This is a genomic window from Jejuibacter sp. L23 (assembly GCF_050815825.1).
Lineage (GTDB): Bacteria > Pseudomonadota > Gammaproteobacteria > Enterobacterales > Enterobacteriaceae > Jejubacter > Jejubacter calystegiae.
In genome coordinates, this window is record NZ_CP138199.1 from 4,031,632 (window position 1) to 4,049,362 (window position 17,731).

Below are 17,731 nucleotides of genomic sequence, written 5' to 3' on the forward strand. Positions count from 1 at the left end.
GCTGCGGGCTTTTTACCGGCTGAGGGTTACTTGCGGCTGTCGTTAGCCTGGCGCAGTAGCGCCCGGCTCTCGCTCTGAAAGCGCGGCGCATAATCGCCAAACCAGTGCTTCACGCGGTTAAAGCTGTCGATAAACGCCTGCTTATCGCCATTTTCCAGCAAGGCGATCGCCTCGCCGAAGCGCCGGTAGTAGCGCCCCACCAGCGCCAGGTTCTCCTGAGAAGCCATAATAATGTCGGCGTACAGTTGCGGATCCTGGGCGAACAGGCGCCCTACCATCGCCAGCTCCAGCCGGTAAATAGGCGAAGAGAGCGCCAGTAGCTGTTCCAGGTCCACATTCTCTTCCGCCAGATGCAGGCCGTAAGCGAAGGTCGCGAAATGGCGCAGCGCCTGAATAAAGGCCATATTCTGATCGTGCTCCACCGCGCTGATGCGGTGCAGTCGCGCGCCCCAGATCTGGATCTGTTCCAGGAACCACTGATAAGCTTCGGGCTGACGACCATCGCACCAGACCACCACCTGCTTGGCAAGGCTGCCACTGTCAGGCCCAAACATCGGGTGCAGCCCCAGCACCGGCCCGGAGTGCGCCGCCAGCATCGCCTGTAGCGGCGCGTTCTTCACCGACGCCAGATCCACCAGAATACAGTCGCGCGGCAGCACAGGCAGGCGGGCGATGACCGCCTCGGTCAGATGGATAGGTACACTGACAATCACCATACCGGCGTCCTGCAGCAGTTCGTCGGCACGAGGCCAGTCCTCCTGCTCCAGAATACGCACCTGATAACCGGACAGGATCAGCATCTTCGCAAACAGCTGCCCCATCTGGCCGCCGCCGCCGACGATAGTTACCGGGCGCAGGGTCGGACACAGGGTCTTAAATCCTTTGTCGTTTTCGCTGGAGTAGGATTCACGCATAACCCTGCGCAGCACATCCTCGATAAGATCGGGCGGCACGCCAAGCTTTTCCGCCTCGGCGCGACGCGACGCCAGCATCGATGCCTCGCGCTCGGGTACGTAGACCGGCAATCCGTAGCGGCTTTTAACTTCGCCCACCTCGGCCACCAGCTCCAGCCTGCGGGCCAGTAACGCCAGCAGTGATTTATCGACTTCATCGATTTGATCGCGTAACGCGGTCAGTTCTGCAACCATGAATAACCTCTTAACCCAGACGCGCCGTCAGCGATTTCGCCAGATCGGAATGCAGCTCTCGCAGCAGCGCTTCCGTGGTTTCCCAATTGATGCAAGCGTCGGTGACTGATACTCCGTACTGCATCGCACTGCGTGGCTGCTCCGACGACTGATTGCCTTCATGCAGATGGCTTTCCAGCATCAGACCGATTATCGAACGGTTCCCATCTTTGATCTGTGCGACGGCAGATTCCGCCACCGCCGGCTGACGACGGTAATCTTTATTTGAATTACCATGGCTGCAATCTATCATCAGCGCCGGACGCAGTCCCGCCTGTTCCATCTCTTTTTCGCACTGGGACACGGCATCTGGTCCGTAATTAGGTGACTTACCGCCGCGCAGGATCACATGGCCGTCCGGATTGCCGCGGGTTTGCAGCAGGCACACCTGCCCCGCCTGATTAATACCGACGAAACGGTGCGGCATGGCGGCGGCGCGCATGGCGTTAACCGCCGTCGCCAGACTACCATCAGTGCCATTCTTAAAGCCCACCGGCATCGACAGGCCCGAAGCCATCTCGCGGTGAGTCTGGGATTCCGTGGTACGGGCGCCAATGGCAGACCAGCTAAAGAGATCGCCCAGGTACTGCGGACTGTTAGGATCGAGCGCTTCGGTCGCCAGCGGCAGCCCCATACCCACCAGATCGACCAGCAAACGACGCGCAATTTTCAGCCCCTCTTCCACATCGAATGAGCCATCCATATGCGGATCGTTAATCAGCCCCTTCCAGCCCACGGTGGTACGGGGTTTTTCAAAATAGACGCGCATGACCAGATAGAGGCTATCGCCAACCTCTTTCGCCAGGGCCTGGAAGCGACGCGCATACTCCAGGGCCGATTCGGGATCATGAATGGAACAGGGACCACATACCACCAGCAGACGCGGATCGCGCCCGGCAATGATATCGCTGATCGTCTGGCGAGAACGGGCAATCTGCTCCGTTTGCGCGGCCGTCAGCGGGAAAGCGGTTTTCAATTGATCGGGGGTGATCATGACCTGTTCTTCTACGATATGGACATTATTCAGCGCGTCTTTTTGCATGATGGCGATCCTTAATAAACGTTGGCGATAAAAGTCTCCCCTGCGGGAGCAATTACCATAACCGCAAGAGGTAAACTTTTCAATCCATAATTCGTAAATAATACTTTACGGCATGCTATTTAATCGGCTTTTCAACCATTAAGTGTAACGAATAAGTTACACTTGTTTTTTAGCCTGGCGCGCACGCTGAAGGAAAAAAGCACCGCCTGAGGAGTTTTTTCCTTTATGCATCATAGATATCCGAAAGGCATGAATAGTTATTTATCTGTGATTAAAAAAACCGTGTTTTATATATTTCAGTAACATGGGATAATTCACAGTAAAGATGTAAATAATGACGCAATAAATACTAAATGTTATTATCACGAAATAATAACAGCAGGTGATCCAACAGAACCCGATCATCTGGCGAAATCACCATCAATGAAATCATGGAACCCTTTTGGATGACTCCTGGCAGTAACGGCTATCGCCGCACATCCCGCGGCATCGTCGGTGCGCACCATCGTCACCGGCATGCCCAGCCATATCCGCAGGTTGTATTTCGGTAGCGGTAGAAAATAATAATGAGGCGTTAACCGCAGAGTGTTATGCCATTTATTTTGGCAATGAAAGTGAATAACAACAGATGCAATTAATAGCGGGTTATCAATCTCATTCTTTATTGCTAATGGCCGGGCAGGATCTTCAATGCTTAATGAGCCGCGATTTCTGCCTGACTATTCACGATAAACAGGTTTTTTTTTCCGTTTACCTGGACACGCTGGTACGTAGCGGCGTACGCGTTAGTCCGGATGCTTTATTGCTGGCACGCTCACGGACCCCGCACTATGAGTAACATCCTTATTTCTTCCGGACGCCCCACTTTCCGCCGTATCCTGCAACGCATCAGCATTCTTAGCGTTGCGACCGCCATGATCGCCTGCTGGCTGTTTCTGAGCATCGCATCCGTACTAACGCTTAAACAGTATGCTCAACAAAATATGCAGCTGTTAGGGGTAACGGTCAGCCATAGCCTGGAAGCGGCAGTTGCCTTCCGGGATGTCGGCGAAATTCATGAGACCCTTACCGCTCTGGGCCGGCAGCAGCAGTTTTCTTCTGCTCTGGTCCGCGACAGTGAAGGCCGCCCGATCGCCCGCTGGCCGACAACACCGCGTCCGCGCCCCAAAACGCCCGATGCCCTGATCCAACGCTGGCTGCTGCCGGATCCAGTGGTACAGACCGTCTGGTACGATGGCGTGCCCGTCGGCGAAGTACAGCTGACGGCGAAAGGCCGGCTCATCACCCACTTTATCTGGCTGTCGCTGGCGCTGCTGACCGGTTTTCTCATTCTTGCGTCTGCCCTGTCGCTGGCCATCAGCCACTATTTTCATCGTGGACTGGTTCAGGCATTACAGAACATCACCGAAGTGGTGCATGACGTCCGCCAGAATCGTCACTTTTCCCGGCGCGTCAAACCCGAGCCTATCGAGGAGTTCCAGCGTTTCGCCCATGATTTTAACTGCCTGTTGGATGAAATGGAGCAGTGGCAGAAGCAGCAGCAGCGCCACAGCGCCTCACTGCGTAAAAGCGCGTTACACGATCCGTTAACCGGGCTGGCAAACCGAGCCGCCTTTCGGGAAGCCCTGGAAAAGGTGCTTACCGATCCGCTGCAGCGCACCCATCATGCGCTGCTGTTTATGGATAGCGATAACTTTAAGCAGATTAACGACAATTGGGGACACGCCGCGGGCGATCGGGCACTCAGGGAGATCGCCAGCCGCCTGCTGCGCTTTTCCGCCCGCCGCTATCCCACCTTTCGACTGGGCGGCGACGAATTCGCCATGCTCATCTCAGATGTCACCATCGATGAGCAGATCCAGCGGCTAATCTCCCGGCTCGGCTATCTGTTTGTTCCCCCTATGCCGCTGCGCAACGGCGAGGCCATTAGCCTCTCTCTGAGCGTCGGCTATGCCCTGGTGGAACCGGACTCAACCTCTGAGAGCCTGCTGGAGATCGCCGACAGCAGCATGTACCACAATAAGAAACTGCGTCGGGGACGCTGAAAACCACCGGTTGAGGTGGATCGTCAGCGCCCCCTGACCATCAGGCGCCGACCGGTGCCTGACTCCTTGCCCGATGCCAACGGGCAAGGTCCGCCGCCAGAAACAGCGCCAGACTCACGCCCATCACCGGCAGCGCCAGGCCCAGCAGCAACGCGGTGACAAAGGTCACGCCACGGCCTACAGAGCTCAACCCCAGCCAGGCATTCACCAGAGTCAGCGCCGGATTCACCTGTCCCGGCGCCGGGCGTCGGCGCCACCACATCCGGTAACCCAACAGGATCAGCACGCACAGCGCAGTGCCAAAGGCCATTAACGCCAGTTGGTTAGCCAGACCGAACAGAATCCCCATATGGAAATCGACACCCCAGCGCGTCAGCTTAGCCATGAGCGGAAATTCACTGAAGCGCGTCCGATCAATAACGGTCAGGGTATGGGGATTCACCGCCGCCGCATCCACCTGCGTAGGCCAGCGACGGTCGATCTCATTGACCGTCCACGCCCGATCCGTCGTCTTCGCCGGTCGAATCTCCACCCTGGCTGCCTGAATACCCGCCTGACGCGCCGCGGACAGCACTGCGTCAAACAGTCCGTTATCCAGTCCGGGCTCCGCCATCGCCATTCCATGGTGGCTACTGTGATGCCCGGCATGGGGATCGTTATCCGCAGGCTCTCCTCTCAGCGATGCATTGACCTGGGGCGTCATCCAGTCCATCGCTGCCCGTAGCTGGTTAACATTATCGCCCGCCCAGCGCGACCAGGTCAGCCCGGTGGCGGAAAAGAGCAGCAATCCAACCAGCAGTAACCACCCCAGAGCCACGTGCCAGCGACGCTGACTGACAAACGCATTATGGCGGGTCGGTTTACGCTGGCGCGGTGGCCGGGTCAGAAACCAGAGCGCGATCCCTCCCAGCGCGGCGATCCACATCCAGGATGCCGCCAGTTCACTGTAGTTACGCCCGATATCCCCCAGCCACAGCGAGCGGTGCAGATTATCGATCCACAGACGCAGCGGCAGAATCCCGCTGGTACCGTAGACCGTCATATCGCCTTTCACCTCCAGAGTGACGGGATCGATAAACAGGCTGCGGGTTTCCGATGCGCCGAGTTGCGGATCGCTGAACATGACCCGGGTGGTTTCCCCCGTCTGCGATGCCGGACGCACCGCCTGCACCGGCAATGGAGCACCAGCGGCCTGGCGGGCGACCGCCACCTGGTCCGCCAGCGGGTGAGGCGAGCCTTTAACACTTGTCGTCAGCGCATCGCGAAACAGCCACGCCTCAAGCTGGGGCGTGGCGACATAGAGCGTTCCCGAAAGAGCCGCGATAAATATGAAGGGCCCGACAAACAGGCCAATATAGAAGTGGAGCCGCCGCAACAGGTTTACCCATGCCTGGCGGGATGCACGTTGAGTCATTAGCTTTCCTTTATGCAAATCATAACGGGCCACAGCCCGAAGGCAGCAGCCAAAACAAAGGGTTAATGCAAAGCACTCAACGCAGGTGGGGCACGGCAAGGCGGTCGGGACCAGAGAAAACGGGAAAACGCCCGGCGCCGCGCCGGGCTGGCGACCTCGCGCCAGCGGCCGCCTCGGGCTACCAGCAATGCCAGCAGCGGCCAGAGAATGCCGGGAACGTGACTCAGAAGCACGCAGTAGCCGCAGGCTTCGGCGTGATCGATATGCAGGCCGGAAGAGTCTGGCATCATCATGCCAGGATGCATGACGTGGCCTGCGTGGGACATATCGGCGGCAGTATGGTGACGTAGCGCGATCGAGATCTGCGGCGCCACCACGATAAGCATCATGGCGAACAGCGCAAGTCGCGCCGCGTAGCGCATCATCCTGCCCGAACGTCTCCGCACCCGTTAACCACCCGTCTGCCTGTGAAAGGCGGCTATTGTAATGGATTTATTGCTTCGTAGTTAAATAATGTGTGACTACTGTTACTCTCCCCCCAGGGTCGCCAGACCCGGTACACCGCGGGCGCTATGGGCAGAGCTGACACCATCGATCACCGCGCTGGCGACCGCCTGGGCGGCCAGCATACCGACAATGGTCACCGATGCCGCCACGCCGTCGGTAGTGGCGGCAAACAGCGTGTCGCCATCGCTCATGGTATGTACCGGCCAGATGGTACGAGCCAGGCCGTCGTGAGCCATCTGCGCCACTTTCGTCATTGCGGTTTTATCCAGACGGGCATTGCAGCTGACCACGCCAATTGTGGTATTGGCGCCCGAAGAGAATTCCGCGCCTCCTTCAGCCCTCAGCGCCAGGGAGGGTAAATCCAGCAACTGGCCCTGTTCATCACAGGCGCCTGCCAGCCGCTGACCGTTATCCGGATCCCGCACTTCTCCCAGCGCATTCACGACCACCATAGCCGCCACCCGTAGCCCACCGGGCCCGGCCACGCAGGCGCTGCCGATACCGCCTTTCATCGCCCGCGATACACCGATCATTTTGCCCAGCGTGGCACCCACGCCAGCGCCAGTATTACCGGAAGCAAAAGGCGCACGAGAAGCCAGCTGCGCCGCCCGATAGCCCATGGCGGCATCGGGCCGCACCCGGGGATCGCCAAAATTGAGGTCGAAGATCACCGCAGCCGGGACGATCGGCACCCGCCCATAGCCAGTCTCGAAGCCTCTGCCCTGCTCTTCCAGCCAGCGCATAACGCCACTGGCGGCATCCAGCCCAAAGGCGCTACCGCCGCTTAGCACCAGCGCATCGACCTTCTGAACGGCATTAACGGGATTCAGTAGATCCGTTTCCCGGGTTCCCGGCGCCGCGCCCCGAACATCCACACCGCATACCGCCCCCTGCCCGAATAGCACCACGCTACAACCGGTCTGGGCTTCTGCATCCTGGGCGTGGCCAACGCTGACGTCTGGAATATCACAAAGCGATCCCGCCATGGTTTCTGCCTTCTGTTGGTGAACTTATGCTGAGTATGGCCGCTGCCAATAAAAACGGCTGACGATCCCGTTCGATCGTCAGCCGAGTGTGAGCGGGTCGGAAAATCAGAACTGATACTTCAGCCCCAGGGTTCCCTGTGTATCGCTATAGCCTTTATCGCCCAGCTGCTGAGCCACATTGCCCCACAGATTCAAACGCTGAGTCAGTTGCCCTTCAACGCCCACTTTCAGCTCGCCGATGTTTTTCGCGCCGCGCATCTCGTTCGATGCATTGCCCATCTTCACGCTGTAGTTCTGGGTGTTATGGATCCAGTTGGCCTCAACGAACGGCTGGAAGGTGCGATCTTTACCGTCATCGACCTGGCTGTGGCCGCTGATATAACCTCGCACGCCCACGCGGGTCAGCCAGTTATCGTCGGTTCTGTCAGAGACCCGGGTACCATTATGCTCACGGTGATCTCTGGCATTAACATCCATCCAGACAACCTGCGCTTTCGGTTGGACCCAGTAGCTGGCGCGCGCGCTTTCACCCAGCTTAATGCTATAGCCCCCTTCCAGCGAGGCGGTAAAGCCGCGGGATTTATACTTCTCGGTGGCCAAATGGTCGCCCATCACCTTATTGTCGAACCAGTTATAGAGTACCCAGCTATCCAGGTAAGAGCCGCTCTTATCGACCTGGTTGGCGTACCAGGTGCCATAAAGACCCACGCTATAGCCAGTCACCTGACCGCGGGAGCCATAGTCGGTAATACTGGAGCGAGTGCGGCTGCGGCTATTGCCGTAACCGGCCATGGCACCGAGATGCCAGCGATCCAGACCATCACTGCTCCACTGCGCCAGATCGCCGCCTATCTGCATCACGTAAGTGCTGCTCTGGGTGTGTAACTGACCGCTGCGATCTTTAAAGCGAGTATGCCCCCCAACGTGACGCATCCACAGGCTGGTGACTCGCTGTTCGCCGGTCAGCGCATCGGTGTACTGCGTTTCGCCCAGTCGATCGTGCAGACGGGTGATAAACATGGTGTTGGCCGCATAGTTGTTGGCGATATAGCTGGCGGACTCCGGACGGAACTGATGTACCGGTTCGGGCTGCGGATTATGCGGTTCCGGGATCGGCTCTGGTGTGGGTTCCGGCATCGGCTCTGGCGTTGGCTCTGGCGTTGGCTCCGGGACAGGCTCTGGCGTCGGTTCCGGATCGGGCTTCGGCTCAGGTTCTGGTTTCGGTTCAGGCTCCGGCTTCGGTTCAGGCTCCGGCTCGGGTTCAGGCTCAACCGGCGTCACGTAACTGGTCAGATACCAGTTTTTCTCTTTCTTCACCACATTATAGTCGTAAGCCCCCGCCACGATACGACCCTGTTTGGTAAAGGTACCGTCTGAATTCCCGGCGACGTTAACGATCTCAATACCTTCCACCGTTTGTTCACCGGTACCACCCACATTATTGACCGACACCTGGGTATTCCCCGCAGTGTTGCCCTGAACGATCAATTTATCCGTGGGTGAACCATCGCCATTCAGGACGGTATTGAATGCGATCGTACCACCAGCCCTTGTGTAGTCGCCGACCACGGTCAGCGTCTGGAAATTCCCATCCTGATGTTGGAAATTAACCGCTGCGCCACTATTAAGCGTAAGCCGGGTTAGCGTCGAGTCAGCACGCAGATTCCAGGAAGCGTCGTTCATGACCAGGTCGAAATTTCCGGTATCACCAAGAAATGAGGCTCCATTCCAGACCGAGCCAGCGGTCATGTTGAGTTTAATATGGCTGTCTCCCAATGAGGCATCGGTTCCGGAAGAGAGGATATCGCCATTAATGTTATACCGCCCCCCGGCGGAACCATCGATAACGCCGCCCGAATTCGCGTATATCGCGTAGCTAGTGGCATCATGATTACCCGCCATCGTAATAGTGCTACCATCAGACAGCGTTATTTTTCCTTTATTGGCATAAAGGCCATGGGGAGATAACGCTGTCGCACTGGTTTTTTCGGTGCCTGAGACAGTGATAACGTTATTTGCCCCCAGGGTTACTGCCCCGGTATTATTGGCATAGACTGCCGATGCGCTTTTCCCCGTGGTGGAAATTTCGGCATTATCACCAGTGGTTACCTTAGCCTCTTTGGAATACGCATAAATACCATGTGACGTATCTCCTTCTGTGAATATTTTCAGCCCATCGCCGGTATTAACATACGCGCCATTATATGAATAAATACCATGAGCGCTATTTCCTTTGGTGGTCAGCGTTGCGGCATCGCCCAATACAACCCCAGCCCCGCCATGACTGTAGACCGCCGAGCCTGAAAGCCCTGACGTCTCAACAATAGCCCTGTCACCAAGCTGTATATAGGAACCATCACTACCAGAGCGCAGACCATAACCCGAACTGCCTTCTGTCACAATACGAGCATCATGACCAACGATAATATTATTTTTCGCCAGTGTAGAGTCTTTCATGGCATTCGCGGTTATGCCATAGCCACCGGTTCCTGTAACCTTAATATTTAATCTATCGCCAACGTAAATATTAGCAGAACCCAGCCAGCCATTTCCTCCACTATAAGAAGAATAACCGGCATTTATTCCATCACCACTGCTTCCATTGACAACAATAGATGCATCATCACCAACAATAACCACCACCGGATTATCAGGGGTATTAGTGCCGTGAGTGCGGATACCATCCACATCTTTTCCTGCATTAGCCGAATTTTTCGATTGTGTAGTAATGGATAGCCCATCACCAAAAACCAGGACCGGACTTCCAGATTTATTATTCTGGATTGCAGTCACCGTGTGTTCAAATGCCTCCATACCTGGCCCATTTAGCGAAACATTATCGCCATATACGGCTATGGTTCCCGCATCCCATTTGTAAACATAGTTTCCTGGCGACAGTTTCTGGTAATTCGACGGTGCTGAAGCAGGAAGTAAATCACGAATAGACTGGGGTAGCAGAGATGAATCTCCATTCGCCGGTATAGATTCCAGCCCAGATGAGGCGTAAGCATTAAAAACCAATGAGGATATTGCTGCGGATACTGCAATTGCCAACGGGGAATAACGTCTGTGTCTTTTCATCTGCCACTTTCCTTGATCTGCAACGTTGGTAAAAACTCTCAACCCACATCGTTACGATTATTTCCAACCATAACGATTTATAAAGACAGCCGGACTGGCTCTCCTCATACATTTAATTAAAGAAAGAACTTATCTACAAATTTGTCTACCTTCCTGATGATTGACGTTTACGCCACAACCCTTGCTGCTTTAAAATAGCAACTCACGATCATGTGGTTTTCTCATCTCGTTCGCCATCACATGGATATCTCCGGCACCAGGATCCAATAAATGAAACAACATCTCTACAAAAAAAGTAAAAATCAACAATCTGATGTTAATCTAGCATCACAATTGTCGATTTTCTCCTCAGTTATGATCACTTAATAAAAAATCAAAACAATATATATAACCACATGTTTTACAACGTTTTTTGTTATTTCTTAGGTTTTCTTATATCGCAAATTTACATTAAGCCTATTCTTATTTTGTTAGTTACGTGTAAAGTCTACAGAATAGTCCTAAACGGAAGGAAATTGTTGTGCTCAGGTTAATGCATTCAGAAAAAGGATATCTGATTAACCACAGCGTTGAATTCAGACCTAACGAGAGATCGCTTTATAATCGGCTCACTGAGAATGAGGTTCATCTGCAACTTCCGGCTACGCTATGCTTTCTGTATTTAATTAAAAACACAGGGAAAGTGTCGCCACAAAGAGAGTTGATTGCCGCTGGCTGGGGGGATAATAATGGAGGAACCTCACCAAATACCTTCTATCAAACCATACTGACGCTACGTAACTCACTGCAAAACGTCGGCTTACCGCGCGACACCATTAAAACCATTTCACGACGCGGCATGATGCTGTCTGAAACGACGGCGATCGCACGACTTACTGCCTGTGAAGCAGCGGAAGATGATGCTCCCCCGCTTATCACGCCATTAAGCATACCGGATGAGCCCATACCACAGCCTGTAGAATCCAGCGCTCTCCCGGCCATCGGTGCAGCACAATCACCGGACAAAGCGCCGCTCAGAGCCGCCGGCAAAGCGCGAATGCTGCTGATAAGCTATCTGATGGCCGGGCTGTTTCTGTTCTTTATTCTGTTTAATACCGAACCTGCCCCCATTTTCAGCCACTATCTGCCACTCTCCATGCAGTTGCAGAAGGAGCAATCCTGCCGCATTTTTTACGAGCCGAATGAGGTGTTCGTTGATTACTACCTCAGCTATATGCTCGCACACCGGGATCTGTGCAAAAACCAGGCAACGCTCTATCTTTCCGGCCTGAGCAGCAGTAATAAAATCACCGCGTTTGTCTGCAGTAGCGACTTGCGCACCAATCCCCACGCCGTGTGTTCCACCTGGTTGAGCGTCCATCATGAAAAGTAGATCAATACTTCTGCTTGCGGTTCCGGTACTGATTATCGTGGCGGCGATCGTTCGCTGGTACGCCTGGAGCAACCCCACCATTCACTGTAGCGGCCAGGTCACCTGGGAAATCGGCAGGGAGACCTTTTCGGGTAATCTGAGCTACCAGTTAAAAGATGGAGAGGGACTGGCAATACTTTCCGGCGTGCTTAAAAGTGCCAACCGTAGCTGGAGCCTGGGCCGCAGTATCTATTTTAGCTATACCCACCGCCATAACGCTTATCTGCTGAGCTCAGGAAAGGTCGTTCCTTCACTGGCAGATAACCTGGATGCCCGCTATACCGGCATTACCGTACCCGGTTTTTATCTGCAGCCGGGAAAAGAGCTCAACCTGATTATTGAGCGTTACGATAACCGTTGGATATTTTCCACGCCGGATGTCCCTTCGCTATTGTGCACAAAGGAGCCTTAATAACGCCCAAAATTCAGCAATAATAGAGGGAGATTTTTCACCATGCGCCCATGGGCGCATGCCTCAAGGAGAGATTGTGTGAGGAACTTCCAGTACGGCTATTTCGCACTGATTATGGCCACCGGTATCGTCAGCATTGCCTGCCATCTGGCCGGAATACATTTTGCCGCCCGGGTGCTGTTTATTCTGAATAATATCCAGTATGCCATCTGCCTGACGCTGGCGGTGGGAAAGCTTATCCTTACCCCGGGCAGCGTCTGGCGCGATCTGACCCACCACGAAAAAGGGCCGGGTTATCTGACGCTGGTGGCCGCCACCAACGTGCTGGGGGTTCAGTATGTGCAAATGACGGCGTTACCGGCGATACCGATGGCGCTGTTCTGGCTGGGCTGCGGACTCTATGTAGTGCTGGTAAATACCATGCTCACCGGCGTGACCATGGCGAAATCCAAACCCGCGCTGGTGCAGGGGATGAACGGTAGCTGGCTGCTGTGCACCGTATCAGGATGCTCAGTTGCCGTACTGGGGAGCAGCCTGTCGGCTCCCGCGACCGCCAGCGCAGGCTTCTTTCTGTTCTGCGTCGGTATCTGGGCCATCGGTATCATGCTGTACCTGATGGTGATCGCGCTGGCATTTCTGCGCTGGCTGTTTGTGCCAATGGACGATAAAAGCTTTTCGCCGACCTGGTGGATTAATATGGGCGCGCTGGCCATCTCGACCCTGGCGGGTAGCCATCTGTATACCATGGCGCTTTCATTGCCACGGCTCGATGTTCTGGCCCCCATCATCCTGGGCATCAGCCTGTTCCTGTGGTCGGCATCCTGCTGGTGGCTGGTACTGCTAGTGTTTATTCTGATCTGGCGTATTGCCAGCCGCGCCTTCACGCCCGGCTACAGTATGCAGAACTGGTCCGCCATTTTCCCAATGGGGATGTTTTGCGTCGCCTCGATGAGCTTTCTGCCTCAGGTCGGGGTGAGTTACTGGATACCGCTGCTCCATTACCTTTTTACGCCCGTGGTACTGGTGCTATGGACGTGGGTGTTTCTCGGACTGCTCGGCATGCTATACCGGCGCCTGAAGCCATAAAAAAGGGCCGGCAAATGCCGGCCCTCTTCTGGGATGTCGCTTACGCGAACATTACTTGGACAGACGCTCTTTGATACGAGCAGACTTACCAGTACGCTCACGCAGGTAGTACAGTTTAGCTTTACGAACGGCACCACGACGTTTAACAGCAATGCTGTCAACAACCGGAGAGTGAGTCTGGAATACACGCTCAACGCCTTCGCCGTTAGAAATCTTACGAACAGTGAATGCAGAATGCAGACCGCGGTTACGAATAGCGATAACCACGCCCTCGAATGCCTGCAGACGCTTCTTGGAACCTTCAACAACCCATACTTTCACTTCCACGGTATCGCCCGGACGGAAGGAAGGTACGTCCTGCTTCATCTGCTCTTGTTCAAGCTGCTTGATAATATTGCTCATAATTTAATCTCTTATCCTGGGTAAACTGATATTTTGAGTGGTCGGCGTTATACCGCCCCATCATCGTTCTGTTGCTCTTGCGTCTGTTCCAGTTGGAACTCCGCCAGCAACCTTGCTTGCTCTTCAGTCAGAGCCAGGTTTTCCAGAAGTTCAGGTCTTCTAAGCCAGGTGCGCCCTAACGACTGCTTCAAACGCCAGCGCCGGATTTCAGCATGGTTTCCCGACAGTAATACCGGCGGTACTTCCATTCCTTCCAGCACTTCAGGACGCGTATAGTGCGGGCAATCCAGCAATCCATCGGCAAACGAATCTTCGATTGCCGAAGCTTCATGGCCCAGTACTCCCGGAACAAACCGGGAAACCGAATCAATCAGCGTCATTGCCGGTAACTCTCCCCCACTCAGTACGTAATCGCCGATTGACCATTCTTCGTCAATTTCGGTCTGGATTACGCGCTCGTCAACCCCTTCGTAACGGCCGCACACCAGAATCAGTTTCTGATTGGTGGCCAGCTCGCTAACGCCGGTCTGATCGAGCTTACGCCCCTGAGGTGACAAATAAATCACCTTAGCGCCTTCGCCTGCCGCGGCTCTGGCTGCATTGATGGCATCCTTTAACGGTTGCACCATCATAAGCATTCCCGGTCCGCCTCCGTATGGACGATCGTCCACGGTGCGATGCCTGTCGTGCGTAAAGTCACGCGGACTCCAGCACTGAATGCTCAGCAGGCCATTTTTTACCGCCCGGCCAGTTACCCCGTAATCAGTAATTGCGCGGAACATCTCTGGAAACAGGCTGACTATACCAATAAACACAAGCCAATCCCCATAGCGCCACTCTGTTACCGTTTATCCGGAGGTTTAAAAACCAGGATCCCATTCGACTTCGATAGTTCGGGTCGTGAGATCGACTTTCTTGATAACCTGCCCATCGAGGAACGGAACCAGCCGCTCCTTGACCCCGAATGCATCCTTCAGGTTTGCCTGAATGACGAGAACGTCATTCGACCCGGTCTCCATCAGCTCGCTGACTTTGCCCAGGTTGTACCCTGCGGTAGTGACGACCTGGCAACCAATAAGGTCTTTCCAGTAGTAGTCACCCTCCTCAAGGGACGGCAGTTGCGAAGCGTCAACCATAATCTCACTGTTAGTGAGCTGGTTTGCCGTATCGCGATCGTCAACGCCTTTCAGCTTGATGATCATATCCTGATTGTGATGGCGCCAGCTTTCAATCTCCAGCTGCTGCCACTGACCTGCCTGCTTAATAAACCAGGGCTGATAGTCAAAAATGCCGTCGGACTCTTCGGTGGAGGAAAACACTCTGAGCCAACCACGAATGCCATAGGAAGAGCCCAACTTACCCAGAACAATGGGATCAACGGGCGCCGCCGCGGCGTGTTGCTTGCTCATCATGACCACCGTGACAGATTAAGCTGCTTTTTTCGCGGCTTTAATCAGCTGCGCAACGCGGTCAGAAACAGTAGCGCCCTGGCCAACCCAGTGCTCGATACGATCCAGGTTCAGGCGGGTGCCTTCTTCTTTTTCGTTGGCGATCGGGTTGAAGAAACCAACGCGCTCAATGAAGCGACCGTTGCGAGCATTACGGCTGTCAGTAACGACAACCTGGTAGAACGGACGCTTTTTAGCGCCGTGACGTGCTAAACGAATAGTTACCATAACATCCTCTTGTGTGAATAAAACAACCGGGCTCCATCGAGGAACGGAGCCCGGTGTCATATTAAAGCCCGAAAATTTTACTCATTTTCGCGCAAAAATCAATTGAAGAAGTGAACAATGGCCTGGAAGCGCAGCCCAATCAGCGCCCCGGGAAGCCAGGGGGCATCATCCCCTTCATCCCGCGCATCATCTTGGCCATGCCGCCTTTCTTCATCTTCTTCATCATACGCTGCATATCGTCAAACTGCTTCAGCAGGCGGTTAACGTCCTGAACCTGCATGCCACAGCCAGTCGCGATACGGCGCTTGCGTGAACCTTTGATGATCTCCGGTCGCTCACGCTCCTTGCGGGTCATGGAGCTGATGATCGCCTCCATGCGCACCAGAACTTTATCGTCCATCTGCGACTTCACGTTGTCCGGCAACTGGCCCATGCCCGGCAGCTTACCCATCAGGCTTGCCATACCGCCCATGTTTTTCATCTGCTTAAGCTGGTCCAGGAAGTCGTTGAGATCGAAACCGTCCCCCTTCTTCAGCTTATTCGCCAGTTTTTCAGCCTGGTCGCGATCGACCTTGCTTTCAATATCCTCAATCAGCGACAGCACATCGCCCATGCCGAGAATACGTGACGCGATACGATCCGGGTGGAACGGCTCCAGGGCTTCGGTCTTTTCACCGACCCCAAGGAACTTAATGGGCTTACCGGTAATATGGCGGATAGAGAGCGCAGCACCGCCGCGGGCGTCACCGTCCACTTTGGTCAGCACTACGCCGGTCAGCGGCAGCGCTTCGTTAAACGCCTTCGCGGTATTCGCAGCATCCTGACCGGTCATGGCATCCACCACGAACAGGGTCTCTACCGGATTGATTGCGGCGTGGACCTGCTTGATCTCGTCCATCATCGCTTCATCAACGTGCAGACGACCGGCGGTATCCACCAGCAGCACGTCGTAGAACTTAAGCTTCGCCTCTTTCAGCGCGACATTGACGATGTCGACCGGCTTTTGCTGAACGTCGGAGGGGAAAAAGTCGACCCCCACCTGCTGAGCCAGGGTTTCCAGCTGTTTAATGGCCGCAGGACGGTAAACGTCCGCCGACACCACCAGTACCTTCTTCTTACGCTTTTCGCGCAGGAACTTACCCAGCTTACCGACGCTGGTGGTTTTACCGGCACCCTGCAGGCCCGCCATCAGAACCACCGCCGGCGGCTGCGCGGCCAGATTCAGCTCATTGTTCTCTTCGCCCATGGCGGCGACCAGCTCGCCGCGCACGATTTTGACGAACTCCTGCCCTGGGGTCAGGCTCTTGTTCACCTCGTGACCAACCGCTTTCTCTTTTACGCGGCTGATAAAATCACGAACTACCGGAAGAGCCACATCGGCTTCCAGTAACGCCATGCGCACTTCACGCAGGGTATCTTTAATGTTCTCTTCTGTAAGGCGCCCGCGGCCGCTGATATTGCGCAGCGTGCGCGACAATCGGTCAGTTAAATTATCAAACATTGTCTCTTGCCTGGGGTGGTGACTTTAGGTCGCTCACGCGACTGCAACGTAACATTTGGGGGCGAGTATATCACGAAGCCGCCCATGTGCGATGCAAGCAACGGTTGGAGCGGAAGCCGGGTAACGCTATACTGCCTTATCGACTCTCTGGCTCATAATCGACACCTGTATATGCCTGTTTTTGCACTGCTTGCGCTTGTCGCCTACTCTTTCAGTCTGGCGCTGATCGTCCCTGGCCTGTTAAAGAAAAACAGCGGATGGCGCCGTTTCGCCCTGATCTCCGCCATTATCGCGCTAATCTGCCACGGCCTGGCGCTACAGGCTCGCATCTTCGCGGGCGACAGCGGCCAGAACCTGAGCCTGCTTAACGTCGGCTCACTGGTCAGTCTGATGATCTGCACCGTCATGACCATCGTCGCCTCACGCAATCGCGGCTGGCTGTTGCTGCCCATCGTCTATGCGTTCGCGCTGATCAACCTGGCCCTGGCGACCTTTATGCCTAATGAATTTATTACGCATCTGGAAGCCACGCCGGGAGTGATGGTGCACATCGGACTGTCGCTGTTCGCCTACGCCACGCTGATTATCGCCGCGCTCTATGCGCTACAGCTTGCCTGGATCGACTATCAGTTGAAAAATAAGCGGCTGGCCTTTAGCGCCGATATGCCACCGCTGATGACCATCGAACGCAAGATGTTTCACATCACCCAGGTCGGCGTCGTGCTGCTGACCCTGACCCTGTGCTCCGGCCTGTTCTATATGAACAACCTGTTCAGCTCGGAAAATATCGACAAGGCCGTCCTGTCTATTATGGCATGGTTCGTCTATATCATCCTGCTATGGGGCCACTATCATGGCGGCTGGCGCGGACGGCGCGTAGTCTGGTTCAACGTGGCTGGCGCCGCCCTGCTGACGCTGGCCTACTTCGGAAGCCGGATACTGCAACAAATCTCCGGCTAAGTTTGTCACTGTAAAGGAAAC

Annotated in this window: 17 protein-coding genes; 6 read left to right on the top strand and 11 right to left on the bottom strand. The window is 55.0% G+C overall.

Features of this window, described 5'->3' with window-relative positions; genetic code table 11:
* Positions 1-26: 26 nt before the first annotated feature.
* Together tyrA and aroF are read right to left on the bottom strand one after the other, a co-directional pair.
* Positions 27-1,148, bottom strand: a complete 1,122-nt coding sequence (gene tyrA / locus SCU88_RS19300; RefSeq protein WP_175340866.1) for a bifunctional chorismate mutase/prephenate dehydrogenase — start codon at positions 1,146-1,148, stop codon at positions 27-29.
* A gap of 10 nt (positions 1,149-1,158) precedes the next feature.
* A complete protein-coding gene (gene aroF, locus SCU88_RS19305; RefSeq protein ID WP_175340867.1) occupies positions 1,159-2,229 on the bottom strand; it encodes a 3-deoxy-7-phosphoheptulonate synthase AroF in 1,071 nt (356 codons plus the stop codon).
* Positions 2,230-2,899: 670 nt separating this feature from the next.
* Between aroF and SCU88_RS19310 the strand changes: the two genes are divergently transcribed.
* Together SCU88_RS19310 and dgcN are read left to right on the top strand one after the other, a co-directional pair.
* Positions 2,900-3,067: a hypothetical protein gene (locus SCU88_RS19310; RefSeq protein WP_431810181.1), complete on the top strand. Its 168-nt coding sequence runs from the start codon at positions 2,900-2,902 to the stop codon at positions 3,065-3,067.
* Positions 3,060-4,274 carry a diguanylate cyclase DgcN gene (dgcN, locus tag SCU88_RS19315; protein WP_175340869.1) on the top strand — a complete coding sequence of 405 codons (1,215 nt, stop codon included), beginning with the start codon at positions 3,060-3,062 and terminating at the stop codon, positions 4,272-4,274. Before SCU88_RS19310 ends, dgcN begins: the two co-directional genes overlap by 8 nt.
* A 40-nt stretch (positions 4,275-4,314) precedes the next feature.
* On the opposite strand, the gene SCU88_RS19320 is transcribed toward dgcN, so the two are convergent.
* The 4 genes from SCU88_RS19320 to SCU88_RS19335 form a co-directional block, all read right to left on the bottom strand.
* Complete coding sequence (locus SCU88_RS19320) at positions 4,315-5,688, bottom strand: PepSY domain-containing protein (protein WP_175340870.1); 1,374 nt, start codon at positions 5,686-5,688, stop codon at positions 4,315-4,317.
* A gap of 62 nt (positions 5,689-5,750) precedes the next feature.
* Positions 5,751-6,134: a DUF2946 domain-containing protein gene (locus tag SCU88_RS19325; protein ID WP_241666551.1), complete on the bottom strand. Its 384-nt coding sequence runs from the start codon at positions 6,132-6,134 to the stop codon at positions 5,751-5,753.
* 81 nt (positions 6,135-6,215) lie between these two features.
* Entirely contained in the window at positions 6,216-7,181 is a 966-nt protein-coding gene (locus SCU88_RS19330; RefSeq protein ID WP_175340871.1) for a P1 family peptidase, read from the bottom strand.
* A gap of 105 nt (positions 7,182-7,286) precedes the next feature.
* Entirely contained in the window at positions 7,287-10,262 is a 2,976-nt protein-coding gene (locus tag SCU88_RS19335; protein WP_175340872.1) for an autotransporter outer membrane beta-barrel domain-containing protein, read from the bottom strand.
* Positions 10,263-10,944: 682 nt separating this feature from the next.
* Here SCU88_RS19335 and SCU88_RS19340 point away from each other — a divergent pair.
* From SCU88_RS19340 to SCU88_RS19350, 3 genes are all read left to right on the top strand, one after another.
* Entirely contained in the window at positions 10,945-11,634 is a 690-nt protein-coding gene (locus SCU88_RS19340; RefSeq protein ID WP_431810043.1) for a winged helix-turn-helix domain-containing protein, read from the top strand.
* Positions 11,624-12,085: a hypothetical protein gene (locus tag SCU88_RS19345; protein ID WP_175340874.1), complete on the top strand. Its 462-nt coding sequence runs from the start codon at positions 11,624-11,626 to the stop codon at positions 12,083-12,085. Before SCU88_RS19340 ends, SCU88_RS19345 begins: the two co-directional genes overlap by 11 nt.
* Positions 12,086-12,163: 78 nt before the next feature.
* The gene (locus SCU88_RS19350) at positions 12,164-13,171 is read left to right on the top strand and encodes a tellurite resistance/C4-dicarboxylate transporter family protein (protein WP_175340875.1); all 1,008 of its coding nucleotides are present in this window, start codon (positions 12,164-12,166) and stop codon (positions 13,169-13,171) included.
* Between the two features lie 51 nt (positions 13,172-13,222).
* Here SCU88_RS19350 and rplS read toward each other — a convergent pair whose 3' ends face one another.
* The 5 genes from rplS to ffh all read right to left on the bottom strand — a co-directional run bounded on the left by rplS (position 13,223) and on the right by ffh (position 16,750).
* The gene (rplS, locus tag SCU88_RS19355; RefSeq protein WP_138098984.1) at positions 13,223-13,573 is read right to left on the bottom strand and encodes a 50S ribosomal protein L19; all 351 of its coding nucleotides are present in this window, start codon (positions 13,571-13,573) and stop codon (positions 13,223-13,225) included.
* 47 nt (positions 13,574-13,620) lie between these two features.
* Positions 13,621-14,388, bottom strand: a complete 768-nt coding sequence (gene trmD / locus SCU88_RS19360) for a tRNA (guanosine(37)-N1)-methyltransferase TrmD (RefSeq protein ID WP_138098985.1) — start codon at positions 14,386-14,388, stop codon at positions 13,621-13,623.
* Between the two features lie 45 nt (positions 14,389-14,433).
* Complete coding sequence (gene rimM, locus SCU88_RS19365; RefSeq protein ID WP_138098986.1) at positions 14,434-14,982, bottom strand: ribosome maturation factor RimM; 549 nt, start codon at positions 14,980-14,982, stop codon at positions 14,434-14,436.
* Positions 14,983-15,000: 18 nt separating this feature from the next.
* Entirely contained in the window at positions 15,001-15,249 is a 249-nt protein-coding gene (gene rpsP, locus SCU88_RS19370; RefSeq protein WP_138098987.1) for a 30S ribosomal protein S16, read from the bottom strand.
* 139 nt (positions 15,250-15,388) lie between these two features.
* Positions 15,389-16,750 (bottom strand): signal recognition particle protein, encoded by a 1,362-nt coding sequence (gene ffh / locus SCU88_RS19375; RefSeq protein WP_175340876.1) that lies wholly within the window; start codon positions 16,748-16,750, stop codon positions 15,389-15,391.
* A 171-nt stretch (positions 16,751-16,921) separates the two neighbouring features.
* On the opposite strand from ffh, the gene SCU88_RS19380 reads away from it, so the two are divergent.
* Entirely contained in the window at positions 16,922-17,710 is a 789-nt protein-coding gene (locus tag SCU88_RS19380; RefSeq protein WP_138099317.1) for a cytochrome C assembly family protein, read from the top strand.
* Positions 17,711-17,731 lie beyond the last annotated feature (21 nt).

Bases quoted from the DNA above. Each gene is read 5' to 3' on its own strand.
- ffh (WP_175340876.1), bottom strand. From the start codon at position 16,750: ATGTTTGATAATTTAACTGACCGATTGTCGCGCACGCTGCGCAATATC.
- rimM (WP_138098986.1), bottom strand. From the start codon at position 14,982: ATGAGCAAGCAACACGCCGCGGCGGCGCCCGTTGATCCCATTGTTCTG.
- SCU88_RS19335 (WP_175340872.1), bottom strand. From the start codon at position 10,262: ATGAAAAGACACAGACGTTATTCCCCGTTGGCAATTGCAGTATCCGCA.
- rplS (WP_138098984.1), bottom strand. From the start codon at position 13,573: ATGAGCAATATTATCAAGCAGCTTGAACAAGAGCAGATGAAGCAGGAC.
- SCU88_RS19330 (WP_175340871.1), bottom strand. From the start codon at position 7,181: ATGGCGGGATCGCTTTGTGATATTCCAGACGTCAGCGTTGGCCACGCC.
- SCU88_RS19310 (WP_431810181.1), top strand. From the start codon at position 2,900: ATGGCCGGGCAGGATCTTCAATGCTTAATGAGCCGCGATTTCTGCCTG.
- SCU88_RS19345 (WP_175340874.1), top strand. From the start codon at position 11,624: ATGAAAAGTAGATCAATACTTCTGCTTGCGGTTCCGGTACTGATTATC.
- tyrA (WP_175340866.1), bottom strand. From the start codon at position 1,148: ATGGTTGCAGAACTGACCGCGTTACGCGATCAAATCGATGAAGTCGAT.
- rpsP (WP_138098987.1), bottom strand. From the start codon at position 15,249: ATGGTAACTATTCGTTTAGCACGTCACGGCGCTAAAAAGCGTCCGTTC.
- SCU88_RS19320 (WP_175340870.1), bottom strand. From the start codon at position 5,688: ATGACTCAACGTGCATCCCGCCAGGCATGGGTAAACCTGTTGCGGCGG.
- dgcN (WP_175340869.1), top strand. From the start codon at position 3,060: ATGAGTAACATCCTTATTTCTTCCGGACGCCCCACTTTCCGCCGTATC.
- aroF (WP_175340867.1), bottom strand. From the start codon at position 2,229: ATGCAAAAAGACGCGCTGAATAATGTCCATATCGTAGAAGAACAGGTC.
- SCU88_RS19380 (WP_138099317.1), top strand. From the start codon at position 16,922: ATGCCTGTTTTTGCACTGCTTGCGCTTGTCGCCTACTCTTTCAGTCTG.